The 25,568-nt window shown below is 59.2% G+C and carries 20 protein-coding genes and 4 tRNA genes; 16 read left to right on the top strand and 8 right to left on the bottom strand.

Annotated features, from left to right (window positions below):
* Nucleotides 1-111: 111 nt before the first annotated feature.
* The 5 genes from AUL39_RS00650 to rpmH all read right to left on the bottom strand — a co-directional run bounded on the left by AUL39_RS00650 (nucleotide 112) and on the right by rpmH (nucleotide 2,312).
* The gene (locus AUL39_RS00650; RefSeq protein WP_174519233.1) at nucleotides 112-714 is read right to left on the bottom strand and encodes a Jag family protein; all 603 of its coding nucleotides are present in this window, start codon (nucleotides 712-714) and stop codon (nucleotides 112-114) included.
* 103 nt (nucleotides 715-817) lie between these two features.
* The gene (locus AUL39_RS00645) at nucleotides 818-1,582 is read right to left on the bottom strand and encodes a YidC/Oxa1 family membrane protein insertase (RefSeq protein WP_059052619.1); all 765 of its coding nucleotides are present in this window, start codon (nucleotides 1,580-1,582) and stop codon (nucleotides 818-820) included.
* 27 nt (nucleotides 1,583-1,609) lie between these two features.
* Nucleotides 1,610-1,846 (bottom strand): membrane protein insertion efficiency factor YidD, encoded by a 237-nt coding sequence (yidD, locus tag AUL39_RS10810; protein ID WP_235810712.1) that lies wholly within the window; start codon nucleotides 1,844-1,846, stop codon nucleotides 1,610-1,612.
* The gene (rnpA, locus tag AUL39_RS00640) at nucleotides 1,839-2,168 is read right to left on the bottom strand and encodes a ribonuclease P protein component (RefSeq protein ID WP_032110078.1); all 330 of its coding nucleotides are present in this window, start codon (nucleotides 2,166-2,168) and stop codon (nucleotides 1,839-1,841) included. Before rnpA ends, yidD begins: the two co-directional genes overlap by 8 nt.
* Nucleotides 2,169-2,177: 9 nt before the next feature.
* Complete coding sequence (gene rpmH, locus AUL39_RS00635; protein WP_032110077.1) at nucleotides 2,178-2,312, bottom strand: 50S ribosomal protein L34; 135 nt, start codon at nucleotides 2,310-2,312, stop codon at nucleotides 2,178-2,180.
* Between the two features lie 393 nt (nucleotides 2,313-2,705).
* On the opposite strand from rpmH, the gene AUL39_RS00625 reads away from it, so the two are divergent.
* From AUL39_RS00625 to gyrA, 7 genes are all read left to right on the top strand, one after another.
* Nucleotides 2,706-3,806 (top strand): ATP-binding protein, encoded by a 1,101-nt coding sequence (locus AUL39_RS00625; protein ID WP_059052615.1) that lies wholly within the window; start codon nucleotides 2,706-2,708, stop codon nucleotides 3,804-3,806.
* 165 nt (nucleotides 3,807-3,971) lie between these two features.
* On the top strand, nucleotides 3,972-5,534 hold the full coding sequence (locus tag AUL39_RS00620; RefSeq protein WP_059052613.1) for a DnaA ATPase domain-containing protein: 1,563 nt from the start codon (nucleotides 3,972-3,974) through the stop codon (nucleotides 5,532-5,534).
* A gap of 234 nt (nucleotides 5,535-5,768) precedes the next feature.
* Nucleotides 5,769-6,866 carry a DNA polymerase III subunit beta gene (gene dnaN, locus AUL39_RS00615; RefSeq protein WP_059052611.1) on the top strand — a complete coding sequence of 366 codons (1,098 nt, stop codon included), beginning with the start codon at nucleotides 5,769-5,771 and terminating at the stop codon, nucleotides 6,864-6,866.
* 1 nt (nucleotide 6,867) lies between these two features.
* On the top strand, nucleotides 6,868-7,956 hold the full coding sequence (gene recF, locus AUL39_RS00610) for a DNA replication/repair protein RecF (RefSeq protein ID WP_059052609.1): 1,089 nt from the start codon (nucleotides 6,868-6,870) through the stop codon (nucleotides 7,954-7,956).
* Nucleotides 7,949-8,485 carry a hypothetical protein gene (locus tag AUL39_RS00605; protein ID WP_059052606.1) on the top strand — a complete coding sequence of 179 codons (537 nt, stop codon included), beginning with the start codon at nucleotides 7,949-7,951 and terminating at the stop codon, nucleotides 8,483-8,485. The genes recF and AUL39_RS00605 overlap by 8 nt, the downstream gene beginning before the upstream one ends.
* A gap of 128 nt (nucleotides 8,486-8,613) precedes the next feature.
* Nucleotides 8,614-10,581: a DNA topoisomerase (ATP-hydrolyzing) subunit B gene (gene gyrB, locus AUL39_RS00600; protein WP_059052604.1), complete on the top strand. Its 1,968-nt coding sequence runs from the start codon at nucleotides 8,614-8,616 to the stop codon at nucleotides 10,579-10,581.
* 44 nt (nucleotides 10,582-10,625) lie between these two features.
* On the top strand, nucleotides 10,626-13,430 hold the full coding sequence (gene gyrA / locus AUL39_RS00595; protein WP_059052602.1) for a DNA gyrase subunit A: 2,805 nt from the start codon (nucleotides 10,626-10,628) through the stop codon (nucleotides 13,428-13,430).
* 138 nt (nucleotides 13,431-13,568) lie between these two features.
* On the opposite strand, the gene AUL39_RS00590 is transcribed toward gyrA, so the two are convergent.
* The gene (locus tag AUL39_RS00590; protein WP_059052599.1) at nucleotides 13,569-14,105 is read right to left on the bottom strand and encodes a bifunctional nuclease family protein; all 537 of its coding nucleotides are present in this window, start codon (nucleotides 14,103-14,105) and stop codon (nucleotides 13,569-13,571) included.
* Between the two features lie 217 nt (nucleotides 14,106-14,322).
* Here AUL39_RS00590 and AUL39_RS00585 point away from each other — a divergent pair.
* The 5 genes from AUL39_RS00585 to typA all read left to right on the top strand — a co-directional run bounded on the left by AUL39_RS00585 (nucleotide 14,323) and on the right by typA (nucleotide 20,486).
* A tRNA-Ile gene (locus AUL39_RS00585) sits at nucleotides 14,323-14,399 on the top strand.
* A 59-nt stretch (nucleotides 14,400-14,458) separates the two neighbouring features.
* Nucleotides 14,459-14,534: transfer RNA gene (locus AUL39_RS00580), tRNA-Ala, on the top strand.
* Between the two features lie 504 nt (nucleotides 14,535-15,038).
* A complete protein-coding gene (gene mgtA, locus AUL39_RS00575; protein ID WP_059052597.1) occupies nucleotides 15,039-17,804 on the top strand; it encodes a magnesium-translocating P-type ATPase in 2,766 nt (921 codons plus the stop codon).
* 229 nt (nucleotides 17,805-18,033) lie between these two features.
* Nucleotides 18,034-18,489, top strand: a complete 456-nt coding sequence (locus AUL39_RS00570; protein ID WP_059052595.1) for a hypothetical protein — start codon at nucleotides 18,034-18,036, stop codon at nucleotides 18,487-18,489.
* A gap of 158 nt (nucleotides 18,490-18,647) precedes the next feature.
* The gene (typA, locus tag AUL39_RS00565) at nucleotides 18,648-20,486 is read left to right on the top strand and encodes a translational GTPase TypA (protein ID WP_059052592.1); all 1,839 of its coding nucleotides are present in this window, start codon (nucleotides 18,648-18,650) and stop codon (nucleotides 20,484-20,486) included.
* A 149-nt stretch (nucleotides 20,487-20,635) separates the two neighbouring features.
* Here typA and AUL39_RS00560 read toward each other — a convergent pair whose 3' ends face one another.
* Complete coding sequence (locus tag AUL39_RS00560) at nucleotides 20,636-21,517, bottom strand: class II fructose-bisphosphate aldolase (protein WP_059052590.1); 882 nt, start codon at nucleotides 21,515-21,517, stop codon at nucleotides 20,636-20,638.
* A gap of 299 nt (nucleotides 21,518-21,816) precedes the next feature.
* On the opposite strand from AUL39_RS00560, the gene AUL39_RS00555 reads away from it, so the two are divergent.
* Nucleotides 21,817-22,518 carry a GntR family transcriptional regulator gene (locus tag AUL39_RS00555; protein WP_059052588.1) on the top strand — a complete coding sequence of 234 codons (702 nt, stop codon included), beginning with the start codon at nucleotides 21,817-21,819 and terminating at the stop codon, nucleotides 22,516-22,518.
* A gap of 204 nt (nucleotides 22,519-22,722) precedes the next feature.
* On the top strand, nucleotides 22,723-24,126 hold the full coding sequence (locus AUL39_RS00550; protein WP_059052586.1) for a PTS fructose transporter subunit IIC: 1,404 nt from the start codon (nucleotides 22,723-22,725) through the stop codon (nucleotides 24,124-24,126).
* A gap of 114 nt (nucleotides 24,127-24,240) precedes the next feature.
* Here AUL39_RS00550 and AUL39_RS00545 read toward each other — a convergent pair whose 3' ends face one another.
* Nucleotides 24,241-24,999 carry a trimeric intracellular cation channel family protein gene (locus AUL39_RS00545; RefSeq protein ID WP_059052584.1) on the bottom strand — a complete coding sequence of 253 codons (759 nt, stop codon included), beginning with the start codon at nucleotides 24,997-24,999 and terminating at the stop codon, nucleotides 24,241-24,243.
* A gap of 132 nt (nucleotides 25,000-25,131) precedes the next feature.
* Between AUL39_RS00545 and AUL39_RS00540 the strand changes: the two genes are divergently transcribed.
* A tRNA-Ser gene (locus tag AUL39_RS00540) sits at nucleotides 25,132-25,222 on the top strand.
* Between the two features lie 44 nt (nucleotides 25,223-25,266).
* Nucleotides 25,267-25,356 (top strand) — tRNA-Ser (locus AUL39_RS00535).
* Nucleotides 25,357-25,568 lie beyond the last annotated feature (212 nt).

Raw genomic sequence — 25,568 nt, 5'->3', positions numbered from 1 at the left:
TTACATACTGCCAAAAACTCTTGAGTCAAAAGATTTTGGCAAGAAAAAAAAGGGAGGGTGACTATCTCACCCTCCCAAACTGTAGCGCATGTAGAACCAATAAGAGATGGACTACAGCTTAACCGGCGTTACCACGACGTACCTGTCAGGGTCGTCACCCTCAGAGTGTGTAGTGACCTCGGGATCATCACGCAGTGCAAGGTGAACCAAACGACGGTCGTACGCATTCATAGGAGCAAGCTTGACGCTGGAGCCATGGCTCTTGGCACGAGAAGCAGCGTTGATAGCCATCTGCTCGATCTTATTCTTGGCCCGGCTGCGGTAGCTCTCAATGTCAACAACAATGGGATAGTAGAACTTGAGACGACTGCTCACGAGCGTGGAGATAACCGTTTGCAGAGCCTCCAGCGTGCGACCGTGGCGGCCAATGAGGACGGCAAGGTCTCCACCGCTCACATCAAGAATGAGCTCACCCTCATCGCCATCGTACTCGTCAATGGAGGAGTGCGTCTCACCAAAGAGATTGAGAATGCCGCGCAGGTACTCAACGGCAACATCGGCAATGCGGTCGGTCTCGTCATCAGTCAGAGCAACGCCAGACTCATAGTGCTCACGAATCTGCGCGAACTCATCAACAGAGGAGTCCTGTACATCGGCATCAGCCGATACAACCTCCTCAGACTCGACAACCTCGTCGAGGATTCCTTCCTCCATCACAAACCTCCTAAACAGGTAGGTATAAATTTCATTAGATATTAGTTATCCCGTATATTAACAGGCGTATCGGCGAAATGAATAAGTATTTAGCGCTTAACCTCTAGCTCTTCTTATGAGGCCGGGGCTTCTTCTCCTTGCGCACCACATCAACGGTGACGGAGGACTGGCCCTGCATGCTCTGCTCTGCCTCAGCCTTGGCCTTCTCCATGACCTTGCGCGTCACGAAGTACTGCTGCACGATGCCCCACAGCGCAGAAGCGTTGTAGTAGAGGACAACGCCAGCGGGGATGCTCCAACCAAACCACGCCATCATCACGGCCATGACGGCGCCCATGCCAAGCTGCTGCTTGCGCTGGTCCTCAGAGACCTGACCAGAGTTGATGGCCATCTGAAGGAACGTGAGGACGCCAAAGAGAATTACGAAGAAGATGTAGATAGCAGCAGGACCCCATCCGTCGGAGCTGATCATGCCACCTGCAGAGCCAGCAAGCGAGGGGATGATGCCGTAGAAGCTTGCATCAGAGGGGATGCGATCGCGAGCCACCGTGAACAGTGCAAAGAAGACGGGCATCTGGAGCAGCACTGGCAGACAACCCATAACAGGGTTGAAGTGAATGTCAGAGTAGAGCTTCTGCATCTCCTGGGCCTGGCGCTCGGGATCGTCGGCATACTTGGCCTGCAGCTCCATGATCTTGGGCTGTGCAGCCTGCATGCGTGCGGAAGACTCAACCTGCTTGTTCATCAAAGGCATGATGAGCACGCGGATGATGACGGTGAGGATGATAATTGCGAGGCCCCAGTCCCCGCAGAATCCCTCAATGCCCGCGAGCACGCCGGCGAGAAAGTCAATAATCCAATCCCACATGGTTCCTCCGTGTGTGTCCCCAGACGATTAGGGAACGAGGTCGTATCCACCGGCGTGGAAGGGATGACACCGCAAGATGCGCTTCACGGCAAGCCACCCGCCCTTCGCCAGACCGTACTTGGCTATAGCCTGTCGAGCGTACTCCGAGCAGGTGGGCGTATAGATGCAGTGTGGAAGGAACAAGGGTGAGATGCGACGCTGATAGAACCTAATGGCCCTCGTAGCCGCGCGCGAAAGCGCAGACTCCCCCTTGGATTCAGCCACACACCACACCGGCCCTCTCGAGCAACCTCTCAAGGGACGTCGCCACGCGCTCGGGAGAGCTGTCATGGGTCTTGTCGGTCGAGAAGAGGATTACGTCGTAGCCGTCACGCGGTAGCGAACAAGCGCGTGCTGCCTCTCGCAGGACGCGCTTGCACCTATTTCTGTAGACGGCGTTTCCAAGCCTTTTTGGCGCAACGAAGGCGACCTTCGGCAGGTCGCCTTCGCTCGTTGGCACCACTCGAATGCGCAGTAATGCGTCGTTGTAGCGCTTCCCGCGCGAGAAGACCCTCTCAAATTCGGCACGCGATTTGATGGTCTCCATGATGCTGTGTTAGACGGTGAGCTGCTTGCGGCCCTTGGCACGACGACGTGCGAGAACCTTGCGACCGCCCTTAGTGGCCATACGGGCGCGGAAGCCGTGGGTCTTGGCGCGCTTACGCTTGTTGGGCTGATACGTACGCTTCATGATGTATTCCTCCCATACGGGTCTAATGTCTTGAGCACTAAGCCCAAAGATTGTAAGGGTCTCTCCGTCAAGATGTCAATTTAATGCAGAATAACTGCACGGATTCTCAGTGGGTTGTCTCATGGTAAGGCTTGGCGCCAGCCACTCCCCAGTAGAAAAGCTTTGCAAGAAATCTTCCATGAGACGAAAAGACCATACCAACCTACTGACAACTTTCTTCCTGATGCTATGATTTTCCAGCCGGTATTTTACGTTGAGTCCCAGTTATCAACCATGTTTCATCCTTTGTTGAAAACTTTCGTTCACATAGAAATCCGAGTGAAAGTTTTCATCCAAGGTTCAAACGAGGTTGAAAAGTCAGAGCTGGTGAAAAGAATCAAGAGGTAAAGCGGGATGGACCACGCGTTCTATCCGTTCGTCGACAACACGCCCCAAGATGCGGGCAAGGGAGACGAGAAGTCCACAGAGAGTTCCCAGGGCGAAGGCGGCAGCAACGCCTCCCAAGGCGAGCTTGGAGCTGTGCGCTATCCCGCCCGTATCGCCATCTACGACGACGCGGCGGCCGCGCCACGAGTGGTGGTCATCGAGCCCACGGACATTCGCAGCTACCTCGAGGAGATCACCGCAACCGTCAACCGCTTGGCACACGAGCAGGGAAGCACCATTCCCTTCACCGTGATTCGCGAGATTGTCGAGAACTTCATCCACGCCTACTTCATCGCGCCCACCATCACGATCCTCGACGAGGGCAACACACTGCGCTTCTCTGACCAAGGACCTGGTATACAGGAGAAGGACCTGGCCATGGAGTACGGCACGACCTCCGCAACCGAGGAGATGAAGCACTATATCCGCGGCGTGGGGTCTGGTCTTCCGTACGTGCAGCAGTACATGACCGACAAGGGCGGTAGCCTCACCATAGAGGACAACATCTCCGGGGGGACGGTCGTCACAATCTCTACCAGGCCAAAGGAGGACGCCGAGAGGTGCGCGGCACCAGGCAAGCCTGCGGGAGCAATGCCACAGATGCCACAGCCCTATGGGCAGAGTCCATATCCCACCCAGCAGATGCCAGGAGTCTACACACAGACCTACATGCCAGGTTATCAACAGTACTACCAGCCAGCGCAACCGCAGGTCCAGCAGGGCTTCTACTCGCAGCAGGGCTATCCACAGCCAAGCTACCAGCAGCAGGCCCCAGCGCCAGCACCGGCCACAACTCCATTCTCGACGCCGGTGCCTACGCCCGCGCCCGAACAGCAGCCACCAGCGTGGACGGCCGAGCTTGGTCGCATCAACCTCTCGGACCGCTCGCAGGCAATACTCGAGTATCTCTCGGCACACGAGATGGTTGGGCCCACGGAACTCGTGAGGGCCTACGGCAAGTCGGCTCCCACGTGGTCGCGCGAGCTTGCCAACCTGGTACAGATGGGCATTCTCAAGAAGGTGGGTCAGAAGTACTACCTCACACAGCTGGGGCAGAACTTCGTGTAGAAAGTCCTTCTCAACAGTCCTAAGACAAAGTTTTCAACATTTCTCGTGGTTCTCGACTCTCATAGAGTTCATAGGGTAGAGTTTTCAACAATTTCCTTATAATGGTCTCTCGCACGAGAGACAGGTACCGTATGCACCCATGAAAGCCGAGAGGGACACACAGACATGGAACCAGAGATCGACTCAGACACCGAGGCACTGTGGCAGGACATGTTCGACCTGGTGAGCAAGCGTCACCTGCCCGGCTCGGTCATGGCCATGCTGCGCAGCTGTGCCCCAACATCGCTTGATGCCGGCGTGCTCCACGTAGAGACACACAGCCGTACGGTGAAGAACCGCCTCTCGAAGAACCTTGATGTCATCAACGAGTGCCTCACCGAGGCAGCCTTCGAGCCAACCACACTCGACATCTCGTTTGTACAAGACCCAGACGCAGCCCCTCTCGCCCCAAACTCGGCAGTGACGCCCGAGGAGGCACGTAGATGGATGGCGCCATCGCCGCAGACGGCAGCGCCAACCCCAGCGCCGGCACCCGCGCCGCTGCAGCGAAACCCCGAGGATGCGTGGCTTGACGAGAACGCCGCGCGCGAGGCCGCAGGCCACGAGCGGCGCGCGGCAAATCCCCTGGTGGACGATATCTCCGAGATGGACTCCAAGCTCACCTTCGACCGATTTGTCGTGGGCGACGAGAACACATTCGCCTACCAGGCAGCACTCCAGGTGGCAAACGGCGAGAACCGCACCTACAACCCTCTCTTCATCTATGGCAAGAGCGGACTGGGAAAGACGCACCTCCTTCGTGCCATCCAGAACTACATCTCGGCAAACGACCCCACGCGCGTCTGCGTATACAAGGATGGCTCGTCCTTCATCACCGACTACACCACGGCCATGTCACACCGCGAGAGGTCGGCGCCGGACATCCTGCGCGACCACTATTACGACATCGACGTCCTTATCATCGATGACATCCAGAAGCTTGCTGGCAAGGCAGGCACCATCGACTTCTTCTTCGACGCCTTCAACCACCTCACTAGCGCCGGCAAACAGATCGTACTTGCGGCAGACCGCTCGCCCTCGCAGCTGGGCGCCGAGGCGGCCTTCGACGAGCGTGTGACGAGTCGCCTTGACTCGGGCTTCTCGACGTCGATTCAAGTGCCAAACTACGAGCTCAAGTTGCGCCTCATCACCACCTTCTGCGAGCGCATGCACGAAGACGCAGCTGAGGGGCACGTGGGACTGGCCATCACGGGCACCATCTCCGAGGACAACATTCGCTACATGGCCGAGCGTGCGGGCACCAACATCCGCGTTATTGAGGGCTTCTGCCAGCGCTGCCTCATCGCCGAGACCCACCGCGAGCAGCGCGGTGAGGAACTCTCGCACGAGGACATCAACCGCCTTGCCAAGGAGTCGTGGCCAAACGGCGAGAAGCAGTACAAGATCGAGGAGATCCAACGCGCCGTCGAGCAGTACTTCGACATCTCGCACTCTGACCTCGTGGGCGAGAAGCGCAACAAGGACATCATGAACGCGCGGCACATCGCCGTATGGCTCTCGAAGGAGCTCTGCGACGCCACCTATGCCGAGATTGGCGAGCACTTTGGTGGCAGGAGCCACGCCACGATGCTCAACAGCATCCGTGTGGTGGACAAGAAGCGCAAGGAGGACAAGATCTACCACGACCGCCTGGTGCAGATCCGCGACAACATCACCGAGAACACGTAGGTCAAAAAGATGGGAGAAAGGCGTACGAAAACCCTCGAAAAGTGGGGGCACAATGTTGAGAGAGTTATCGACACGCCTTCAACCGTCGAGAATCGCAGGCTTCAAGAAGACGAACCAAAAGATTTGTTATGGCATCTACCAGCGAGTTTGTGAGTTCTCAACTTTTAGACAGACCTTATTACTACTATTGCTTTTATATATAGATAAAGAACTAATAGATAAGAGAGGGCAGCCATGAGGTTCACCGTAAGTCAGTCTTCACTTCTCAAGGCACTGTCAGTCGTTGCCAAGGGCATGGGGACCAACTCAACCCTTCCCTTGCTCTCGGGCATCTACATCAAAGCCGAGGAGGGCACCCTCGAGTTCCAGACCAACAACCTCACCATCACAATCCGCCACCGCATCCCCGCAAACGTGGAGGAGGCCGGCGAGACGGTGGTCTCGGGCAAGATGCTCACGAGCATCGTGAAGACGCTCGACGATGCGGCTGTAACCTTCGACGGCGGTGAGCGCACCATCTCCATCTCGTGCGAGAAGTCCTCGTTCCGTCTGAACACCCTTAACCCCGCCGACTGGCCGGCGTTCCCCGAGTACTCCCTCGAGGACGCAACGGAGCTTCCGAGCGAGCTTCTCTCCGGCATGGTCGACAAGGTTTACAAAGTGACCTCCAAGGAGACCACGCGACCCATCCTGCAAGGAATCCTGCTCACCGCCGCTAACAACACCATCCGCCTTGTTGCCACGGACTCCTACCGCCTGGCTGTCTGCGATGCCTCTGCCGAGACGGGCGAGGGCGAGTTCCGCACCATCGTGCCCGGCTCCGTCTTCCACGACGTGCTCTCGATGCCCAACCTCGAGGAGCGCATCTCCATTGGCACCACCGACAGCCAGGTGGTCTTCACCTTTGGCAACACGACCTTCATCTCGAGCAAGATTGAGGGCAACTTCCCCGACTACCGCCAGCTCCTGCCGTCGAGTTGCAATACCTCGGTGCACATTGACGTCGAGGCCTTCTCTGCGGCGCTCAAGCGCGTCTCGGTTGTGGCCATCTCCAACGCCTCCGTGCGCTTTGACATCGACGCTGACGGCAAGGTCATGCGCCTCTCGGCATCCTCGCCCGACCAGGGCGAGTCCACCGAGCTTCTGCCCGTGGAGGTCGAGGGGCAGAGTCTCTCCATCGCGCTCAACTACCACTACGTCTTTGACTGCGTGAATGCCATTTCGGACAAGAAGGAGCTGGTCCTGGAGCTGCAGAGCAACATGCAGCCTGGCATCTTCAAGACCAACGGCAAGATCAACTACCTCTACATGCTGATGCCTGTCCGGATGTAGCGTGGGCCTTCTCGTAGAGAGCCTGGGGCTCAAGCAGTTCAGGAACTTCCGCGAGCGCGAGGTGTCCTTCTCGCCCACGACCACGATTCTTGTGGGGAGAAACGCCGTGGGCAAGACAAACACCGTCGAGGCGCTGCAGATGCTCACGGCGGGGGCGTCGTTTAGGCACCCCACGCCGTCGCAGCTCATCCTTGCTGACTGTGAGCGCGCCCGCATTCACGCGCGGCTTGCGGGCGACGGGCGCGTGGTTGACGTTGCCTGCGACATCACCCCGCAGCGCAGGCAGTTCTCGCGCAACGGCAAGCACTGCCAGGCGGCGGACATGCCCTCCTCGCTCATGAGCGTGCTCTTCTGTCCAGACGACCTCTCGCTTGTGAAGCGTGGCGCGTCCTTCCGCCGCGTGGAGCTGGATGGCTTTGGCTGCCAGGCGGCCGTGGGCTACTCAAAGCTCCTCGCCGCCTACACCCGTGCCATCGAGCAGAGAAACCGCCTGCTCAAGGACGAGAGGCCCGACCTCTCGCTGCTGAGCGCCTGGGACTCGTCCGTGGCTGTGGGCGGAGCGACCCTGCTCCAGGCCCGCGTGCGTCTCTTTGGGCGCCTGCGCGAGAAGATTCTGGACGTCTACGGGAGCATTGCCGGCGGCGAGGAGCTCACCTGCACCTACGAGAGCACCGTCTGCGACGACCCACTCGCGCTCTCGCGCGAGGGGCTGGCCGAGCGCTTCCTTGCACGCCTTGAGGAGGCGCGCTCGGATGATCTGCGCCGCCAGCAGACCACGGTGGGGCCTCACCGCGATGACATGGTCTTTGCCATCGACGGCAGAGATGCCCGCAGCTTTGGCTCACAGGGTCAGCAGCGTTCCATCGTGCTGGCGCTCAAGATGGCCGAGGTGCTCGTCTCGGAAGACGTCACCGGCTCGCGCCCGCTGCTGCTACTGGATGACGTGATGTCCGAGCTAGACGAGACGCGTCGCCAGTCTGTGATCGAGTTTGCCCAGAGCGGCATCCAGACGGTCGTCACCACCACTAACCTCGGATACTTCTCGGACGAGCTCCTTGGGCGCTCGAAGGTGGTGGAGTTTGGTGAGTGAGGACTACGAAGGCATATCGTCGCTGCTCAAGGGCATGTTTTCGAGCCCCGAGGCGCGCCGTTCCATGAGCGCTAACCAGCGCGCCGCCTACGTGTGGCATAACGTGAACGGCGACGTGGAGCGCGCCCACACCACCGGCGTCTTCCTCAAGGAGCCGCACGTGAAGGGGGCCGCCCCCATACTGGGCGTCTATGTGGATTCGCGCATGCGAGCGGTGGACTTTAGAGCGAACCGCGAGGTCTACAGGGCGCGCCTTTCCATGGGTGGCCTTGAGGTCTCTGAGATTGAGTTCATCGTCTCCCAGTACGGGCACGGTGCTGCGTCGCGCAAGGAACGTGCAAGTGGTGCTGCCGCGGACGAGACGTCCAAGGCACCCCTGCCGGAACTTACCGGAAGCGAGCAGGACACTGTCAAAAAGCTTGCGGAATCCGTACCGGAATCTCTCAGAGGGAGCGTCTACAAGGCCATGAGCCTGTCCTTCAGGCGCGAAAAGAGCAGAGACACGAACGACGGAACTTCTCGGCCCTAACACGCCTCTCCGTGGCGCTGATGCGCAGGTATTCTGTTTTAGACACCCCAAATTCTTGCGTGCCGAGAAGAAAAGTGCCCATGGAGTACACTTAACTCTGTATCTTGCTCAGCTCTGAGGGGAGTCACGTGGCAAAGAAGAACGACAACTCGTACGATGCGAGCGAAATTAAGGTCCTCGAGGGCCTTGAGGCCGTGCGCAAGCGTCCTGGCATGTACATTGGTACTACTTCGTCCGCCGGCCTGCACCACCTGGTGTGGGAGATTGTCGACAACTCCGTCGACGAGGCCATGGCGGGCTTCTGCACCAAGATTAAGGTGACGGTCCACCCTGACAACTCCGTGACCGTCGAGGACAACGGCCGAGGCATCCCCGTGGCCAAGCACCCCCAGAAGAAGATTTCGACCCTCGAGGTCGTCCTCACCATCCTGCACGCCGGCGGCAAGTTTGACAACCAGGCCTACAAGGTCTCCGGCGGCCTGCACGGCGTGGGCGTCTCGGTGGTAAACGCCCTCTCCAAGAAGATGGTGGTCCAGGTCAAGCGTGACGGCGGCATCTACGAGATGCAGTTTGCGCGCGGCAAGACCACCGAGAAGCTCAAGGAGCTGGGCAAGACCAAGACAACCGGCACCACCATCACCTTCTGGCCCGACGATACCATCTTCGAGACGACGGTCTATGACTACGACACCCTGCATGACCGCCTGCAGGAGACGGCATTCCTCAACAAGAACCTCAAGATCATCCTCACCGACGAGCGCGAGCTCACGCCCCGCGTGGACGAGTTCTGCTACTCGGGCGGCATCATCGACTTCGTGAAGTACCTCAACGGCTGGAACGGCCAGAAGTACGAGAAGGAGGTTCTGCCCGGCCTCTCGAAGCCCATCTACATCGAGGGCAAGTCAGACCCCGACGCGCCCTTCTCGCAGATGGGTGAGGTCGAGGTGGCCCTGCAGTGGAACACCACCTACTCCGAGCACACCCTCTCCTTTGCGAACGACATCTACACAGAGGAGGGCGGCATGCACCTCGAGGGCTTCAGAACCGCCCTCACCAAGGCCGTGAACGACTACGGCAAGCGCCAGAACATCATCAAGGAGAAGGACCCCAACCTCACCGGTGACGACATCCGCGAGGGCCTCACCGCCGTGGTCTCGGTCAAGCTCCCCGACCCGCAGTTTGAGGGCCAGACTAAGGCCAAGCTTGGCAGCTCCTACATGCGCACGCTTACCAACCGCATCGTGAGTCAGGGCATGGCCGAGTACCTCGAGGAGCACCCCAACCAGGCAAAGGAGATCCTGAAGAAGGCCTCGCAGGCCGCCAAGGGCCGCCTCGCCGCGCAGAAGGCGCGCCAGGCCACGCGCCGCAAGGGCCTTCTCGAGAGCGCGAGCCTGCCCGGCAAGCTTGCGGACTGTTCCGTGCGCGACCCCGAGATGACCGAGCTCTTCATCGTCGAGGGTGACTCCGCAGGTGGCTCGGCCAAGATGGCGCGTGACCGCTCCATCCAGGCGGTGCTCCCTCTGCGCGGCAAGATCCTCAACGTGGAGCGCGTGCAGGAGCACCGCGCCCTCTCGAGCGACACCATCACCTCGCTCATCACGGCCATTGGCACGGGCGTCGACCAGGAGTTCGACATCAACAAGGCGCGCTACCACAAGATTGTCATCATGACCGATGCCGATGTCGACGGTGCTCACATCCGCATCCTGCTTCTCACGTTCTTCTACCGCTACATGAAGCCCATGATCGAGGCCGGCTACGTCTATGTGGCGCAGCCGCCCCTCTACCAGCTCAAGCCCAAGGGTAAGAAGCACGGAAAGTATATCTACACCGACGAGGAGCTTGCCGTCGAGGCCAAGAAGTTCGAAGACTCCACCAAGTACACCGTCCAGCGCTACAAGGGCCTGGGCGAGATGGACCCCGAGCAGCTGTGGTCGACCACCATGGAGCCCAAGAACCGCATCCTCCTCCAGGTGACCATCGATGACGCCATGGCGGCCGAGCGCGCCGTCTCTGACCTCATGGGCACCCAGGTCGAGAAGCGCAAGGACTTCATTCAGACGCACGCCAAGGATGTGCGCTTCCTCGACATCTAAGGCCTTCACCAGGCGCTATAGGCGAGAGATGAGAAAGGCAACTCGTGGCAGACGATAACAACAGGAACCATGGTCCCGCCGATGACGAGGACGATCTCGAGAATGGCGTGGGCCCGGACGAGGGCGACGAGCTCGAAGACGATGACGAGCTGGACGATGAGGACTACGACGATACCGAGGATGACGACTCGGACGACGATGACGCCGAGGATGTAGGACATCTCGCCGGCGCGGACCTCGACCATACGATTTCCGACGAGGCAGGCACCCGCCTCGACCTCACCGACATCCATGGCGGCACGCTCAAGCCCACCGACATGGCTACCGAGATGAAGCAGTCCTTCCTCGAGTACTCGATGTCGGTCATTGTGGCGCGCGCCCTGCCGGACGTGCGCGATGGCCTCAAGCCCGTCCACAGGCGCATCCTCTACGCCATGAACGAGGCGGGCATCACGCCCAACAAGCCCCACAAGAAGTCGGCCTGGACGGTCGGCGAGGTCATGGGTAAGTATCACCCCCACGGCGACGCTGCCATCTATGACTCGATGGTTCGTATGGCGCAGGACTTCTCGATGCGCCTGCCCCTCATCGATGGTCACGGCAACTTTGGCTCCATCGACGGTGACCCCCCGGCGGCCATGCGTTACACCGAGAGCCGCCTCACGCGTGCGGCCATGGAGATGCTCGCCGACCTCAATAAGGAGACCGTCGACCTCCAGCCCAACTACGACGAGTCGCTCACCGAGCCCGCCGTCCTTCCGTCGAGGTTCCCTAACCTCCTCGTGAACGGCTCCTCGGGCATCGCCGTTGGCATGGCTACCAACGTGCCGCCCCACAACCTCCGCGAGGTTGCAGCAGCTGTCAACATGCTCATCGATAACCCCGATGCCACCACGGACGAGCTCATGACCGTGCTTCCCGGGCCCGACTTCCCCACGGGTGGCGTCATCATGGGCACCGAGGGCATCCGCGACACCTACGAGACCGGTCGCGGCTGCATCACCGTGCGCGCCAAGGTCCACGTGGAGCAGGTCAAGAACGGCCGCCAGCGCCTGGTGGTCACCGAGATTCCCTATGCCGTCAACAAGGGCCTTCTCCAGGAGAAGATCGCCCAGGCGGTCAACGAGAAGAAGATCGAGGGTATCTCGGACATGCGCGACGAGTCCAACCGCAAGGGTATGCGCATTGTCATCGACCTCAAGCAGGGCGCCGTCCCGCAGGTGGTCCTTAACAACCTCTATAAGAAGACGGCGCTGCAGTCCAACTTCAACGCCATCGACATCGCCCTGGTAGACGGCGTGCCTCGCACGCTTACGCTGCGCGAGATGCTGCAGTACTACATCAATCACCAGATTGACGTGGTGACCAGGCGCACCCAGTTTGACCTCGACAAGGCGCTGAAGGATGTCCACATCAAGGAGGGGCTGCTCATCGCCGTCGATAACATCGACGAGATCGTGCACATCATCCGCTCCTCCGAGACCGAGGCCGAGGCAAAGCGCCGCATGAACGAGCGCTTTGGCCTGGACGACCCCCAGTGTGACGCCATTCTCGCCATGCGCCTGCGCAAGCTCACCGGTTTGGCCCGCGAGCAGCTCGCCGCCGAGATCGAAGAGCTCCATAAGCTCATCGACTACTACCGCGATCTTCTCGCCCACCGCGAGAAGATCCTGGGCGTCATCAAGGACGAGCTTGGCCAGATCGTGGAGCGCTTCGCCGACAAGCGCCGTACCAGCATCTCCTCCCAGGAGGCACAGGACCTCGACGTCGAGGACCTCATCGCCGAGGAGGACATGGTGGTCACCGTCACCCACTCCGGCTACATCAAGCGCCTGCCGGTTGCCACCTACCGCTCCCAGCGTCGCGGCGGCAAGGGCGTCCAGGGCCTCTCGCTCAAGGACAACGACTTTGTCGAGGACCTCTTCGTGGCGTCGACCCACGACTACGTGATGTTCTTCACTAACTTTGGTCGTGTCTACCGCCTGAAGGTTCACGAGCTGCCCATTGGCAGCCGCCAGGCGCGCGGCTCGGCGATTGTGAACGTGCTCTCGCTCTCCGAGGGCGAGCACCCCACGGCCGTAATCACCTGCCGCGACTTCCCCGCCGACGACTATCTCATGTTCGCCACCAAGAGCGGCATGGTGAAGAAGACGGCCATGTCCGAGTACGACCGCACCCGTCGCGACGGTCTCATTGCCATCAACCTCAAGGCCGGCGATGAGCTGGTCAACGTGAGGCGCGTGCGCGCTGGCGACAAGGTCATTCTTGTTACCACCGACGGCAAGGCCATCCTCTTTGATGAGTCTGACGTTCGTGCCATGGGCAGGGACACCTCCGGTGTGCGCGGCATCACCCTCAAGAATGGCGCCTCCATGCTGGGCATGGAAATCACCAACGGCAACGGTGACCTGTTCGTAATTACCGAGAACGGCTACGGCAAGCGTACCCCGGTGGCCGACTACCCCGAGCACAAACGCGGTGGCCAGGGCGTCTTCACCATTGCCATGACGGCCAAGAAGGGTAACCTCGTGGCCTGCCGCGTGGTGGGGCCGCAGCACGAGCTCATGATCGTCTCGGTCGATGGTGTGGTCATCCGCGTCAAGACGAGCGACATCCCCAAGCTCGGACGTTCCACGCAGGGTGTGAAGGTCATGAACCTCGCCGACAGCGACCACGTCTCCGCCGTGGCGCGTATGGTCGCTCACAAGAAGAAGGCGCCCAAGCACGATGCCAACCAGGGAATGCTCGACCTTGCAGCGGCCGGTGCCAAGGACGTCGACGAGGATGAGCCCGTCGACATTGGTGGCGATGAGGAGGTCTCGCCCGACCTTCTCGACGAGGACGAGTGAGACAAGGGGACAGTCCCTTTGTCTCATTGAGTAGCAGGGGCTAGCAACGAAAAGGACCCGACAGCCGTTGAGTTGGCTGCCGGGTCCTTATTCTTGCGGTCCGATGAGACAAAGGGACTGTCCCCTTGTCTCATTGTCTCATTTCTGTGGGGCGTTGTCGCCGCCGTCGGTCACGTTGAAGTCGTCTGGCGAGAGGCCCTCCACAAACTCGTGGAAGTCCTGCATCTCCTGATTGTGCTCTTGGTCCTCAATGGCGCCAAAGTCGGGCATGCCTGCTACGTCGAGCACGGACTGCTCGGCGAAGAGCGGCGCCCCGCAGCGTACGGCTAGCGCGATGGCGTCAGACGGGCGGCAGTCAACAAGAACCTGGCGACCGTCCGCGTTCACGAGGTCGAGCTGGGCATAGAACGTGGTGCCCGAGACATCGTTGATGATGACGCTGCGCAGGTGCCCGCCAAGGGACTCCATAACAGACTTGAGCAGATCGTGAGTCATGGGGCGTGCGCTGTTCTCAGGATTGACGCCCATGCTGATTGCCGTCGCCTCTACCGACCCAATGCGGATGGGAAGGCTGAGCGGCTCCTTCTCGTTTTGCTTTGCTGGCTTGAGGACAATGAGGGAAGAGACTGGCCCCCCGCCAATCACCACCGTTTTGATGTCCATTTCCGTAAGCATGTAGCCACCCCCTGTCGTGCTGTTGCCCGCCTATCCTACCCAAACATGCTGGGTGCACAAGCTTGGTCACGAAAACTTCTGCCGAGAGATGCCAGGATGCCTGCGCATTTGGCGTCCCAAGCCCTGTACTATCGATGTTCCCGAAGAATCTCCCAAAATTTCTTGGGAGTGGTTGTTGACCTTGAGTGGGGTGGGGTGTAGTATTCCTTCTTGCGTTGGGCCTGTAGCTCAGTTGGTCAGAGCGTCCGGCTGATAACCGGGAGGTCACAAGTTCGAACCTTGTCAGGCCCACCACCTTTTGACAATAGTCACCCCAGCGTTAGCCGAGTCGCCGCTGGGGTGATTATTTATAAGGGGACATAGCTCAGCTGGGAGAGCGCGGGCTTTGCAAGCCTGAGGTCGTGGGTTCGAACCCCATTGTCTCCACCACATGTTCGAGGGCCCTGCGGTTGTCTCCGCGGGGCCTTCTCTTTTCTCTCGTTCCCTGGTATCCCCCTCACCCCTTCCCTCCCTTCTTTATCGGTATCTGTGAAACAGACTTCACGTTTGCCCAGTTGCCGGCTAACAAGATTCACAGATACCGATAAAGAAGGGAGGGAGGATAAGGAAGGGGGGTTGGGTAAAGAAGGGAGACCGGCTAAAGAGGGAGGGGCTAGCTAAAGAGGGTGGGGTATAGTGAGAGCAACTGATTCAAAGGGGCGGGAGCCCCTGACGCCAAGGAGGTGCCATCCATGAGCGACGGTAGTCATGCTCGAGAAAACTCAAGCTCAGTGAGGTTGGCGCCTGCCAAAAGGGGAGACGGGCGCCGTCGGTAGCGCTGGCGCGGCCCCACCCTGCTCATTCAAGCCTATTGTGTGCCCGCCTCGCCGCCGGTTCCTACGCAGCTGACGTTGTACTGCGTCCCTGCGTGCATCCCCGGATCGGAGGTGGCCCATGAGGCTGCTCACCAACGGGTTCCTGTCCAGGCTGACAAGGACGGGGCTTATCGCTCACCGTGCGGAGACGCCAACGGGGAAGTCGTCCCAGCTCGAATGGCTGTGCCGTGTCTCCTCGCTCGAAACGGAAGAGCTTCTCAACGAGTTCAACACCAGCCATGACGGCCTCTCTGCCGAGAAGGTCGAGCTGTCCCGTGCCGCATGGGGTTCAAACGAGGTCGCGCACGCCCATCGCGACCCTGTGCCGGTGCGCTTCGCGAAGGCCTTCGTGGACCCCTTCACGGGAATCCTCGCGCTTCTCGCCGTGGTGTCTCTTGTCACCGATGTGATTCTGGCTGCACCCGCCGAGCGCGACCCTTCGACCTTCATCATCATTTTCGCAATGATTGCCGTCTCCGGCACTTTGAGATTCGTGCAGGAGGGCAAGAGCGACGACGCCGCGGCGGCGCTCGCCAAGACGATACAGACCACCTGCAACGTCGAGCGCGCGGACGTGGGGCGCGTGGAGATTCCCCTGGCAGACGTGGTTGTTGGCGACATCGTGCACCTTGCATCGGGCGACATCGTGCCGGCGGACGCACGGCTCATTCAGGCGCGCGACCTTTTCCTCGGCATGTCGTCGCTCACGGGAGAGAGCCTTCCCGTGGAGCGTGTGGCAACGCCTCGCCCCGCACCCGCCGATGACACCCGCACCGCAGGGGACCTCGACAACATTGTGCTCATGGGTTCCACTGTGGTCTCGGGGAGTGGCGTGGTAGTGGTTGTCGCCACTGGGGCAAACACCATGTTTGGCGGCATGGCGACAAGTCTTGGTGCCAAGCGCGGCAAGACTGCCTATGACGAGGGAATCGCCTCGGTGAGCAGGCTCCTGCTGCGCCTCATGGTGGTCATGGCGCCTCTCGTCCTCGTCATCAACGGACTTACGAAGGGCGACTGGCTCTCGGCGCTGCTCTTTTCGCTCTCGGTTGCCGTGGGTCTCACGCCCGAGATGCTGCCCATGATCGTGATGACCTGCCTTGCGAAGGGTGCCGTGGACCTCTCCCGCGACCGCGTGATCGTGAAGCGGCTTGACGCCATCCAGAATCTTGGTGCCATGGACGTGCTTTGCACCGACAAGACCGGCACGCTCACCGAGGACCACGTCGTTCTCGAGCGGCACCTAGACCTCATGGGACGCGAGGACCCGCGAGTGCTCGGCCACGCGTTTCTCAACAGCTTCTTTGAGACGGGCGTGCGCAACCTCATAGACTCGGCAATTATCTCGCGCGCGACCGAGGAGACCGCCCGCGGAGTTCCCGGCATCGACGCAGACGAGCTGTCAACAAGCTGGCACCTTGTTGACGAGGTTCCGTTCGACTTCGAGCGCCGCCGCGTGAGCGTTGTCGTCGAGAACAACGACGGCCGCCGCCTCATGGTCACCAAAGGTGCAATCGAGGAGGTCCTTGGGGTCTGCACCGAGGTCGAATACGACGGCAGTGTGGTCCCTCTTGGGGGCGACGTTCGCGAACGGGTGCTCTCCACCGCCTATGACCTTGCCGACAAGGGCATGCGCGTGCTGGGCGTGGCTCGCAAGGAGGATCCCGCGGCGGCGGGGGTCCTTTCCGGGGAGGACGAGCACGGCATGACGCTCATTGGCTACCTGGCATTTCTCGACCCGCCAAAGAGGAGCGCCGCACAGGCGGTTGCCGCCCTGCGCGAGCATGGCGTTGCGACCAAGGTCCTTACCGGCGATTCCCTTCGGGTTGCGTGCACGGTGTGCGAGACGATCGGACTTGACGTGGAGGGGACGCTTGACGGTGCGGCGGTCGCCAAACTGTCAGACGAGGAGCTTTCTGAGCATGCGGAGCACACCACCGTGTTCGCAAAGCTCTCGCCCGACCAGAAGGTGCGCGTCGTGCGGGCGCTCCGCTCGTGCGGACACGTGGTGGGCTTCATGGGAGACGGCGTGAACGACGCCGCTGCCATGGGGGCTAGCGACTGCGGTGTCTCGGTGGATTCTGGTGCGGACGTGGCCAAGGAGGCAGCGGACATCATCCTTCTCGAGAAGGACCTTGGGGTTCTGGAGCGGGGCATCGTTGCGGGGCGGCGCACCTTCTTCAACATGAACAAGTATGTGAAGATGACGGCCAGCTCCAACTTTGGCAACATCTTCTCGGTCCTGGTGGCGAGCGTGTTTCTCCCCTTCCTGCCCATGACCGCCGTACAGCTGCTACTTCTCAACTTCATCTACGACTGCGCCTGCGCCGCCATCCCCTGGGACAGCGTCGACGCACGGGAGCTGCAGGTCCCCCAGACGTGGAGGTCTGGTTCCATTGCGAGCTTCATGCGCTGGATTGGACCCACAAGCTCGGTGTTCGACGTGGTGACCTTTGCGCTGCTGTTCTTCTGGGTGTGCCCGAGCGTGGCCGGGGGTAGTTGGCAGGCCATTGTGGGGAACCCTACCGCTACGGCTCTCTTCGCTGCGACCTTCCAGGCAGGTTGGTTCGTCGAATCAATGTGCACACAGGTACTCTTCGTGCATTTGGTTCGGACCGAGCGCATCCCCTTCGTGCAGAGCATGGCAGACTGGCGCGTGCTGCTGCTTGACGCCGGTGCCATCGTGCTGTCGCTGGCCATCCCGTTTACGGGGGTTGGGGCTGCCCTTGGCATGGCGCCGCTGCCCGTGGCATTTCTCGCCGTGCTGCCCCTGGTTGTGCTTGGCTACGCGGTTCTCGTACTGCTGGCGAGAAGGGCCTATGTGCGTCGCTTTGGACGCCTGCTCTAGTGGCCTGGTACCTTGCTGCCGTGACGCTCTTGCCCCCTCCGCTCCCTCCTCTCCTGTTCCTTCTTTATCGGTATCTGTGAATTCTGCTTCTCGCCAACTGGGCAAACGCAATGTCCGTTTCACAGAAACCGATAAAGAAGGGGGGGGTGGGGAGGAGAGTACCACCATGCCGTGGTCCGGAACGGCTACCATGTGTGTGTCAGAACAACGCAGGCAACAGGGAGGCCTCATGGGTGCCGAGAAGAACGGACAGGGCGTCTCGCCGGAGCTGGATGACCTCTCGAGCACCCTCATGGGCCAGGCGTTCGACGTGCTGGCAGAGGGCGTTGAACTGGATGTGATTCTCGCCGTCGAAGATGCCGCCTGCCACGTTGCCAGTTACACCTTTGCCGATGATGGTCCGGAGGAGTGCCTCGAGGGTGCCCGCAAGAAGGTGCGCGACCTTGCGCGATCTCACGGTGACGCGGGCGCCAAGCTTGGAGACCCCATGCGCTATGCCCTTGCCTACGAGGGTGCTGTTGCCGACGAGCGCGGCGCCTACCAAGATGCGGTATTACTCGAGTTTGGCGAGCGAGGCCGTACGAGTTTCTCGGCCTTCTCGCTTGTAGATGGTAAAGGCGAAGGTGACAACTTTGCCTGGACAGACCCCGCCCCTGCCGGCGAGGTGGAGAACCTGCTGGGATAAGCGAAGCGTCGCGCTCCTCGGCCTCTTTGGCGTACCATATAGCAGTTTGCGTGGAACGATGCGCTGTGGGGTCCGCTGGCCCTCGCGCTGGTATAAAGTTGCCGCGAATCCGTAAGCGTTGGCGTTTGCTACGCTAGCGAGCTAGACGAGAGGTGCCCATGCTCCAAGAGCAGATTAGAAACATCGCAATCATTGCCCACGTCGACCACGGCAAGACTACGCTGGTTGACCAGATGCTCAAGGCCACCCACGCCTTCCGCGAGAACCAGCAGGTTCAGGAGCGCGTGCTTGACTCCAACGACCAGGAGCGCGAGCGAGGCATCACCATCCTGGCCAAGAACATCTCCATCGAGTACCAGGGCATCAAGATTAACGTCATCGACACCCCGGGCCACGCAGACTTTGGCGGCGAGGTCGAGCGCGTGCTCAAGATGGCAGATGGCGCGCTGCTGCTGGTAGACGCGGCCGAGGGCCCCATGCCCCAGACGCGCTTCGTCCTCTCGCACGCCATTGCCGCACACCTTGCAATCATGGTTGTCATCAACAAGATCGACCGCGATGGCGCCAACCCCGAGAAGGCCCTGAACGACTGCCTCGACCTCATGATGGACCTGGGTGCCACCGACGAGGAACTTGAGTTTGCCATGGAGCACGTGGTGTACGCATCGGCCGTCAACGGCTTCGCACGCCTCGACCCCAACGACGGCAACATGGATATGTATCCGCTGCTCGACATGATTATCGACGCCATGCCTGCGCCCGACGTCGACCTCGAGGGTCCGCTGGCCATGCAGTGCGTGACCGTTGACCACTCCGATTACGTGGGCCGCATTGGCATTGGCCGCATCTACTCGGGTACCATCCACGCCGGCGACAAGATTCTTGTGGTGAAGAACGACGGCAGCCGCGAGATGAGCCAGGTCAAGCAGCTCTTCACCTTTGACTACCTGGGCCGCAAGGAGTGCAGCGAGGCCCAGGCGGGCGACATCGCTGCCGTGGTGGGCGTTGACCACACCGATATTGGCGACGTCTACACCGACCCCGAGAACCCCGTGGAGCTTGACCCCATCGAGATCGATCCGCCCACCATGTCTGTTGTGTTTGAGGCGTCCACCTCGCCGCTCGTGGGCCGCGATGGCGACATTGTTGGTGGCCGCCAGCTCAAGGAGCGTCTGATGACGGAGCGCGAGAACAACGTCACCATGCGCATCGAGGAGCTGCCCGATAAGACCGGCGTCGAGGTTGCTGGTCGCGGCATCCTGCACCTCTCGGTCCTCATGGAGCAGATGCGCCGCGAGGGCTTCGAGTTCCAGGTTGGCCGCCCGCGCGTCCTCTTCAAGGACGATGGCCATGGCCACAAGCTCGAGCCCATCGAGGAGGCCGTGGTCGAGTGCCCCGGCGAGTACTCCGGTAAGGTCATCGAGCTCTTTGGCAACTCCGGCGGCAACATGACCAACATGGTCTCGGGCGTGAAGCAGGACCACCTCGAGTTCAAGATTCCCACACGTGGTGTCATGGGTCTCAAAAACCGCATCCTCAACGTGACCCACGGCGAGGCTGTGTTCTATCACAACTTCCTCGAGTACGGTCCCATGGAGGGCGAGCTGGGCAAGCGTCAGAACGGCGCCATGATCTCCATGTCCACCGAGAAGGCCGTGGCCTACGCCCTGGGCAACCTGCAGGACCGCGGAACGCTCTTCGTTGGCCCCGGTGACGAGTGCTACGAGGGCATGATCGTGGGCGAGCGCTCCAAGCCTGGCGACATCGTGGTGAACATCGCGCGCACCAAGAGCCTGGGCAATCAGCGCAGCTCCACCGCAGATATTGCGGTGCAGCTCACGCCGCCGCGCACGTTCACGCTGGAAGAGGCGCTTGAGTACATCATGGATGACGAGCTGGTCGAGATTACGCCCAAGAACATCCGCATGCGCAAGCGTATCCTCTCAGAGGTCGAGTGCCGCAAGTGGCGCGTGCGCCACGGCCTGGTGGACAAGTAGGACAACGACCTGCACAACCTGCAAGAACAACGAGGGCGCCGCGGGAACTCCGCGGCGCCTTTTTGCTGTAGATAACTGACTTACTCTCGATTGTCGTGAAAAGAACACGTCAAACCGATTTACTGCAAATATCTAAGCGGCTCCAATGGTTAGGCAACGGGGGCCTGCCCGTTTGAGAGCACATTAATGACGTGCTTGAAGTCTTCAAACAGCGTCTCATGAGCAACCGTAGTCATATCTTGCCAATAGACAATCGAACCCGAATCCTTCGCTTCGAAATCCTTGATAAGCTTCCGAACTGCTTCGCCTGCAAACTTTGCGCCATAGGTGAAGTAGTTGACCTTACGGATGCCCGCTTCAACGCACCTTTGGTAGTCAGCGTCAGATACACCGGAACCGCCATGCATTACCAGAGGTACATCTACGCGGTTGCGGATTTCACGCAATACATCGTAGTTAAGGTGTGGCTCTCCCTTGTAAATGCCATGAACAGTGCCAAACGAGCATGCCAAAATATCGAGCCCGGTTTCCTCTATGAATTCTGCCGCCTGGTCGGGATCGGTGTACGTTGCCTGTCCAACATGATCATTTTCATGACCGGCGCCATTCTCGCGCGTGCCCATCGAACCAAGCTCACACTCGAGGCCGCAGTCGTAGTTGGCTACCATTCTGGCAGCGCGCTTAGAGTTGGAAACATTTTCATCGTAGGGGAGAAACGAGCCGTCATACATGGCTCCAGAGAAGCCCAAATCTAGCGCCTTGCGCATGTACGAGAGATCCTCGCAGTGATCAAGGTGTACGCACACGAGTGCGGAGGAGCGCTCGGCCGCCTCAACCATCATCGGGCCAATCCACTCGAGAGGCGCAATCTCTTCGTGCCCCTGGGCATGGCTCAAAATAACGGGGAAACCAGTTTCCTCTGCAGCTTCCACTGCAGCACGAACTGCCTCGAAGCTCGGTGTATTGAAGGACGCAACAGCAATGCTGTGCTGTTCTGCTACTGCACAAATATCGCGAAGGTTAACAAGCATCTTGTCTCCAATCCGATTGGGCGCCCGGAATAGCCGCCGATTACCCAAATATCCTAAATCATAGAGACAAAAAAGTAGAGACAAATTTGTAGTAACTATATCATTTGCAGCTACTCAGCTGCCGACCGCTTATCTCTCGATAGCCATATTGGTCGAGACTTATATGTAGTGTCTTTATTTGTGGAACCGGATGAGAATGGGGTATGTGACAAGATGGATAAGTTGTAGGAAACAGGCGTCTGACTTGTTCCGCATCAATCCTTTGTATTCGAAGCTGACTTGAAAAGCCAGGAGGAACCATGGAAGAGAAGCGCATGACAAAGCAGGATGCTATCTACCATGACCTTAAAAATAAAATACTCTCCGGCTATTACCAGCCATGGGGAACGATGGACAACGAATCCGTACTCTGCAAGCGTTACGACGTGAGTCGGACTACGCTCCAGAAAGCTATTCAACACCTCAAGCAGGATGGACTTGTTCACAGTCGACAAGGAGCCGGCACTTTCGTAAATCCCCCAGAGTTCTTTAACCTCTACAGCCTTCGATCTCTGAGCGAGCGTAACGCCGCAAGAGGACGTACTGTCGAAAGCAAAGTTCTTTTCTACGAGGAAGTGCCGTGCGGGAACCTTTCGGATATTTTTCACTTAGGCTCGGATGAGCCGCTTGTGCACTATAGCCGTCAGCGTTTTCTTGACGGTAAGCCACGTCTTGTAGATAACGCCTACATGCCTAGATACCTCTTTCGTAACCTAAACGAGGAGACGCTCCATGGCTCTATGCTTTCTTATATGGAAACATGCGGATATACGGTAAGCCATGACTTGCAGACCATTCGTCCCATCGTTGCCGATGACCACATTGCCAACCTGCTTTGTATTCAGGTAGGTACTCCAATATTTCAGACTGACCACGTAATCTATTCAACACGAAATGTCGTTCTGCAGTTCGTATCGGAGATTTCCAACGAACAAGAGATTAAAACGCAGTCTGTCAGGTAAGGCACTGAATAGTTATTGAACCTACTCTGCAACCGCATGATTCTCTAGTTTCCGCCGACCGGTAAAAACATACCGGTCGGAATTTTTTGAAGATATGAATTTGTAGAGACAAATTTAGGTGTACATTATCGTGCCGAAGAGGTAGTCGAGCGCTCCGGCGCTTGCCTTCCATAAGGGAATTGATAATAAGAGAGGGGTACGCGAGTGAGTAAGAAGATCGTTGCTATCACATCGTGTGTTACTGGCATTGCGCACACATATATGGCTGCTGAAGCCATGAAAAAGTATGCAGCCGAGAAGGGTTATGAGATTCACGTCGAGACACAAGGCGCTACAGGCGTCGAGAACGCTCTCGAACCGGATGACATTGCCTCTGCAGACGCAATCGTATTTGCCGTAGACAAGGCCATTGACGAGTCGCGCTTTGCAGGCCGAAATGTACTTGAGGTTACGGCTGACGCTGCGCTCAAGCACCCAGACACTACCATCGAAGATGCGCTTGCGGGTAAGGGGGTGAAGCGCGTTGAGGGCGCAGCTGATATGTCTACTGATCAGCCTGCTCCCGCTGCAGCAGCGAATGGAGCCAAGGGAGTATTCCAGCATGTCATGGATGGCGTCTCCCACATGATCCCAGTTGTTGTTGCAGGTGGCATTCTCACCGCGTTGAGCTTCTGTTTCGGGCTTGATGTGGCAAATCAAAATGGAACAATCGGTTGGGCTCTCAATGCTATGGGTGGCATTGGCCTTGGCCTGATGATTCCGGTCTTCTCGGCATTTATCGCAAGCTCTGTGGCTGACCGTCCCGGTTTTGTACCTGGCATCATTGGCGGCATGATTGCGGCAAACATTGGTGCTGGCTTCATTGGCGGCATCGTCTCTGGTTTGCTCGCTGGTTACATCACCTTTTATCTCAACAAGTGGATCAAGCTGCCTGTTACGCTGAATGGCCTCAAGCCCATCCTGATTCTGCCAATTCTGAGCACTGCGGCTGTCGGACTCATTATGTACTTTGTTGTTGGACAGCCCGTTGCTTGGCTCACTGCGGCACTCAATGATCTTCTCACGAATTCAGTCAACTCAGCGCCGCTCCTGCTCTCGTTGATCTTCTCCCTTATGTATCTCGACCTTGGCGGAGCGATGTCGCACGTGCTGTATGCATTTGCAGTTGGCCTGCTTGGCGAAGGCATTACCGCCCCGATGGCTGCCGCTATGCTTGTTGGCATGGTGCCTCCGATTGGCCTGGCGCTCGCTACGATTGTTCGTGGCAAGCTTTGGAGTGAGGATGAGCGCGCGGCGGGGAAGGCATGCCTGCTGCTCGGTCTGTCCTTCATCACCGAGGGATGTATCCCCTTTGCTGCGAGCTATCCCCTCGAGATTATCCTGTCGACATTTGTGGGCAACTTTGTTGGTGCGTCCATTTGCCTTGTGAGCGGAGTCACTCTTAACGCGCCTCACGGCGGGCTATTCCTGCTGCTCATCCCCGGCGTCATTAACAACCCGATTGCATGGGTGTTGAGTATTGCCGTGGGCTCTATCGTAAGCTGCGTCTTGATCATCGCGCTGATGAGCATCCGCCGTAAGCGTGAGGCGAAGAAGAGCGCTGCGTAAAGTATTTCCGCTGAGGAATGTCACCTGAGTCTGAGAGATGTGCGCCCTACGGCTGCACAATTCGCAAATAGGCAACGAGGGCGCCGCGGGAACTCCGCGGCGCCTTTTTGCTGGCTAGCCGTTCCGTCTCCGAGCAGAGCTGCGGTTTCTTCTCGCAGAGCTCTTGGTCCTCGAGACGCGGCGGGTGATCTTGCGAACCCCGCCGGCCACGCGCGGGGCAAGGTTCACGTCGTTGGGCGAGATCACGTTGTAGTGAAGCGACCAGCGCCTGAGGCCCACGGTCACTGCGACGCACAGGAAGGCCGCCCAGGGCTTCCCAAGCCAGAAGACCATGACCGTCACGTAATAGATGGTAGAGCCGGCCAGGGCGCACAGTGCGTAGTAGTTGCTCGGCTTGAAGATGCGGGGGATGTCTCCGAGAAAGACGTCACGCAGCATGCCGCCGCCCACGCCGGTCAAGGTTCCCATGAGGATTGCCGAGAACGGCAGAAGCCCATAGACGATGGCCTTGTCGGTTCCCATGAGCGCGAAGAGTCCCACAGAGACGATATCGACCCACTCGATGAGATTTGAGAACTTATCGAAGAGGCTTGGGAACAAGAAGGCGAAGATGCCCATGCCTGCGGCAGCGGGTATGGCGTAGGGAGAAGAGAGCATGTAGACCGAGTCCACCTGCATGGTGACGTCGCGGATAAGTCCGCCGCCCAAGCCGCAGAGCATCGCGAGGCCAACAAAGCCCACAAGATCAAGCTTACGCTCGTGGGCCACCAGCACGCCGGAGACGGCGCCAACCATGAGCGCCGCCAGGTCGAGCCAGGCAGGCAGTGACACAGCGGCCATCTCGGGGCCAAACTTTGAGAACAGCTCCGGCATCCTGACTCCTTTTGGGTTGGGTAACTGTAGATTTTCTCGCACATTTGCGCGTATCGGCGAGAAGAACTGGTGGAGAGAAAAACTACTTCCCATTTCCCGTGAACATACGATATACTAGCCGTCGCGGTTCCTGGAGAGTTGTCCGAGTGGCCGAAGGAGCACGATTGGAAATCGTGTATACGCCTAAAGCGTATCCTGGGTTCAAATCCCAGACTCTCCGCCAGTAAATCCAGCGGCGTCCCACTGGGGCGCCGCTTTTCACCCCACGGAGGGGTGGCAGAGTGGTTGAATGCGGCGGTCTCGAAAACCGTTTACCCCTTCGGGGGTACGAGGGTTCGAATCCCTCCCCCTCCGCCATTTGAAGGTCAGGGCAGGTGCCGTTGGGCGCCTGCCTTTTTTGATGCCCCGGGAAAGCCCGTAGGTGTACAGAGCGCATATATGGAGAAGTTGTGGGGCAGAATGTCCTCGCTACGAATTTCTGTGGAGCGCGGCCACAGCATCTACCGCCCCCAGGGCAATGCCTGACAGCTACGTGCATGCGGGCTGTCCGCGCGGCGTCAAATTAGTGT

The organism is Tractidigestivibacter scatoligenes, from assembly GCF_001494635.1.
In the GTDB taxonomy this organism is placed as follows: Bacteria; Actinomycetota; Coriobacteriia; order Coriobacteriales; family Atopobiaceae; genus Tractidigestivibacter; species Tractidigestivibacter scatoligenes.
This window is presented reverse-complemented; position numbering and strand designations above follow the sequence as displayed.

Bases quoted from the DNA above. Each gene is read 5' to 3' on its own strand.
- AUL39_RS00625 (WP_059052615.1), top strand. From the start codon at position 2,706: ATGGACCACGCGTTCTATCCGTTCGTCGACAACACGCCCCAAGATGCG.
- typA (WP_059052592.1), top strand. From the start codon at position 18,648: ATGCTCCAAGAGCAGATTAGAAACATCGCAATCATTGCCCACGTCGAC.
- mgtA (WP_059052597.1), top strand. From the start codon at position 15,039: ATGAGGCTGCTCACCAACGGGTTCCTGTCCAGGCTGACAAGGACGGGG.
- AUL39_RS00645 (WP_059052619.1), bottom strand. From the start codon at position 1,582: ATGTGGGATTGGATTATTGACTTTCTCGCCGGCGTGCTCGCGGGCATT.
- AUL39_RS00545 (WP_059052584.1), bottom strand. From the start codon at position 24,999: ATGCCGGAGCTGTTCTCAAAGTTTGGCCCCGAGATGGCCGCTGTGTCA.
- AUL39_RS00555 (WP_059052588.1), top strand. From the start codon at position 21,817: ATGGAAGAGAAGCGCATGACAAAGCAGGATGCTATCTACCATGACCTT.
- AUL39_RS00650 (WP_174519233.1), bottom strand. From the start codon at position 714: ATGGAGGAAGGAATCCTCGACGAGGTTGTCGAGTCTGAGGAGGTTGTA.
- rpmH (WP_032110077.1), bottom strand. From the start codon at position 2,312: ATGAAGCGTACGTATCAGCCCAACAAGCGTAAGCGCGCCAAGACCCAC.
- AUL39_RS00560 (WP_059052590.1), bottom strand. From the start codon at position 21,517: ATGCTTGTTAACCTTCGCGATATTTGTGCAGTAGCAGAACAGCACAGC.
- rnpA (WP_032110078.1), bottom strand. From the start codon at position 2,168: ATGGAGACCATCAAATCGCGTGCCGAATTTGAGAGGGTCTTCTCGCGC.
- AUL39_RS00590 (WP_059052599.1), bottom strand. From the start codon at position 14,105: ATGCTTACGGAAATGGACATCAAAACGGTGGTGATTGGCGGGGGGCCA.
- dnaN (WP_059052611.1), top strand. From the start codon at position 5,769: ATGAGGTTCACCGTAAGTCAGTCTTCACTTCTCAAGGCACTGTCAGTC.
- AUL39_RS00620 (WP_059052613.1), top strand. From the start codon at position 3,972: ATGGAACCAGAGATCGACTCAGACACCGAGGCACTGTGGCAGGACATG.
- AUL39_RS00570 (WP_059052595.1), top strand. From the start codon at position 18,034: ATGGGTGCCGAGAAGAACGGACAGGGCGTCTCGCCGGAGCTGGATGAC.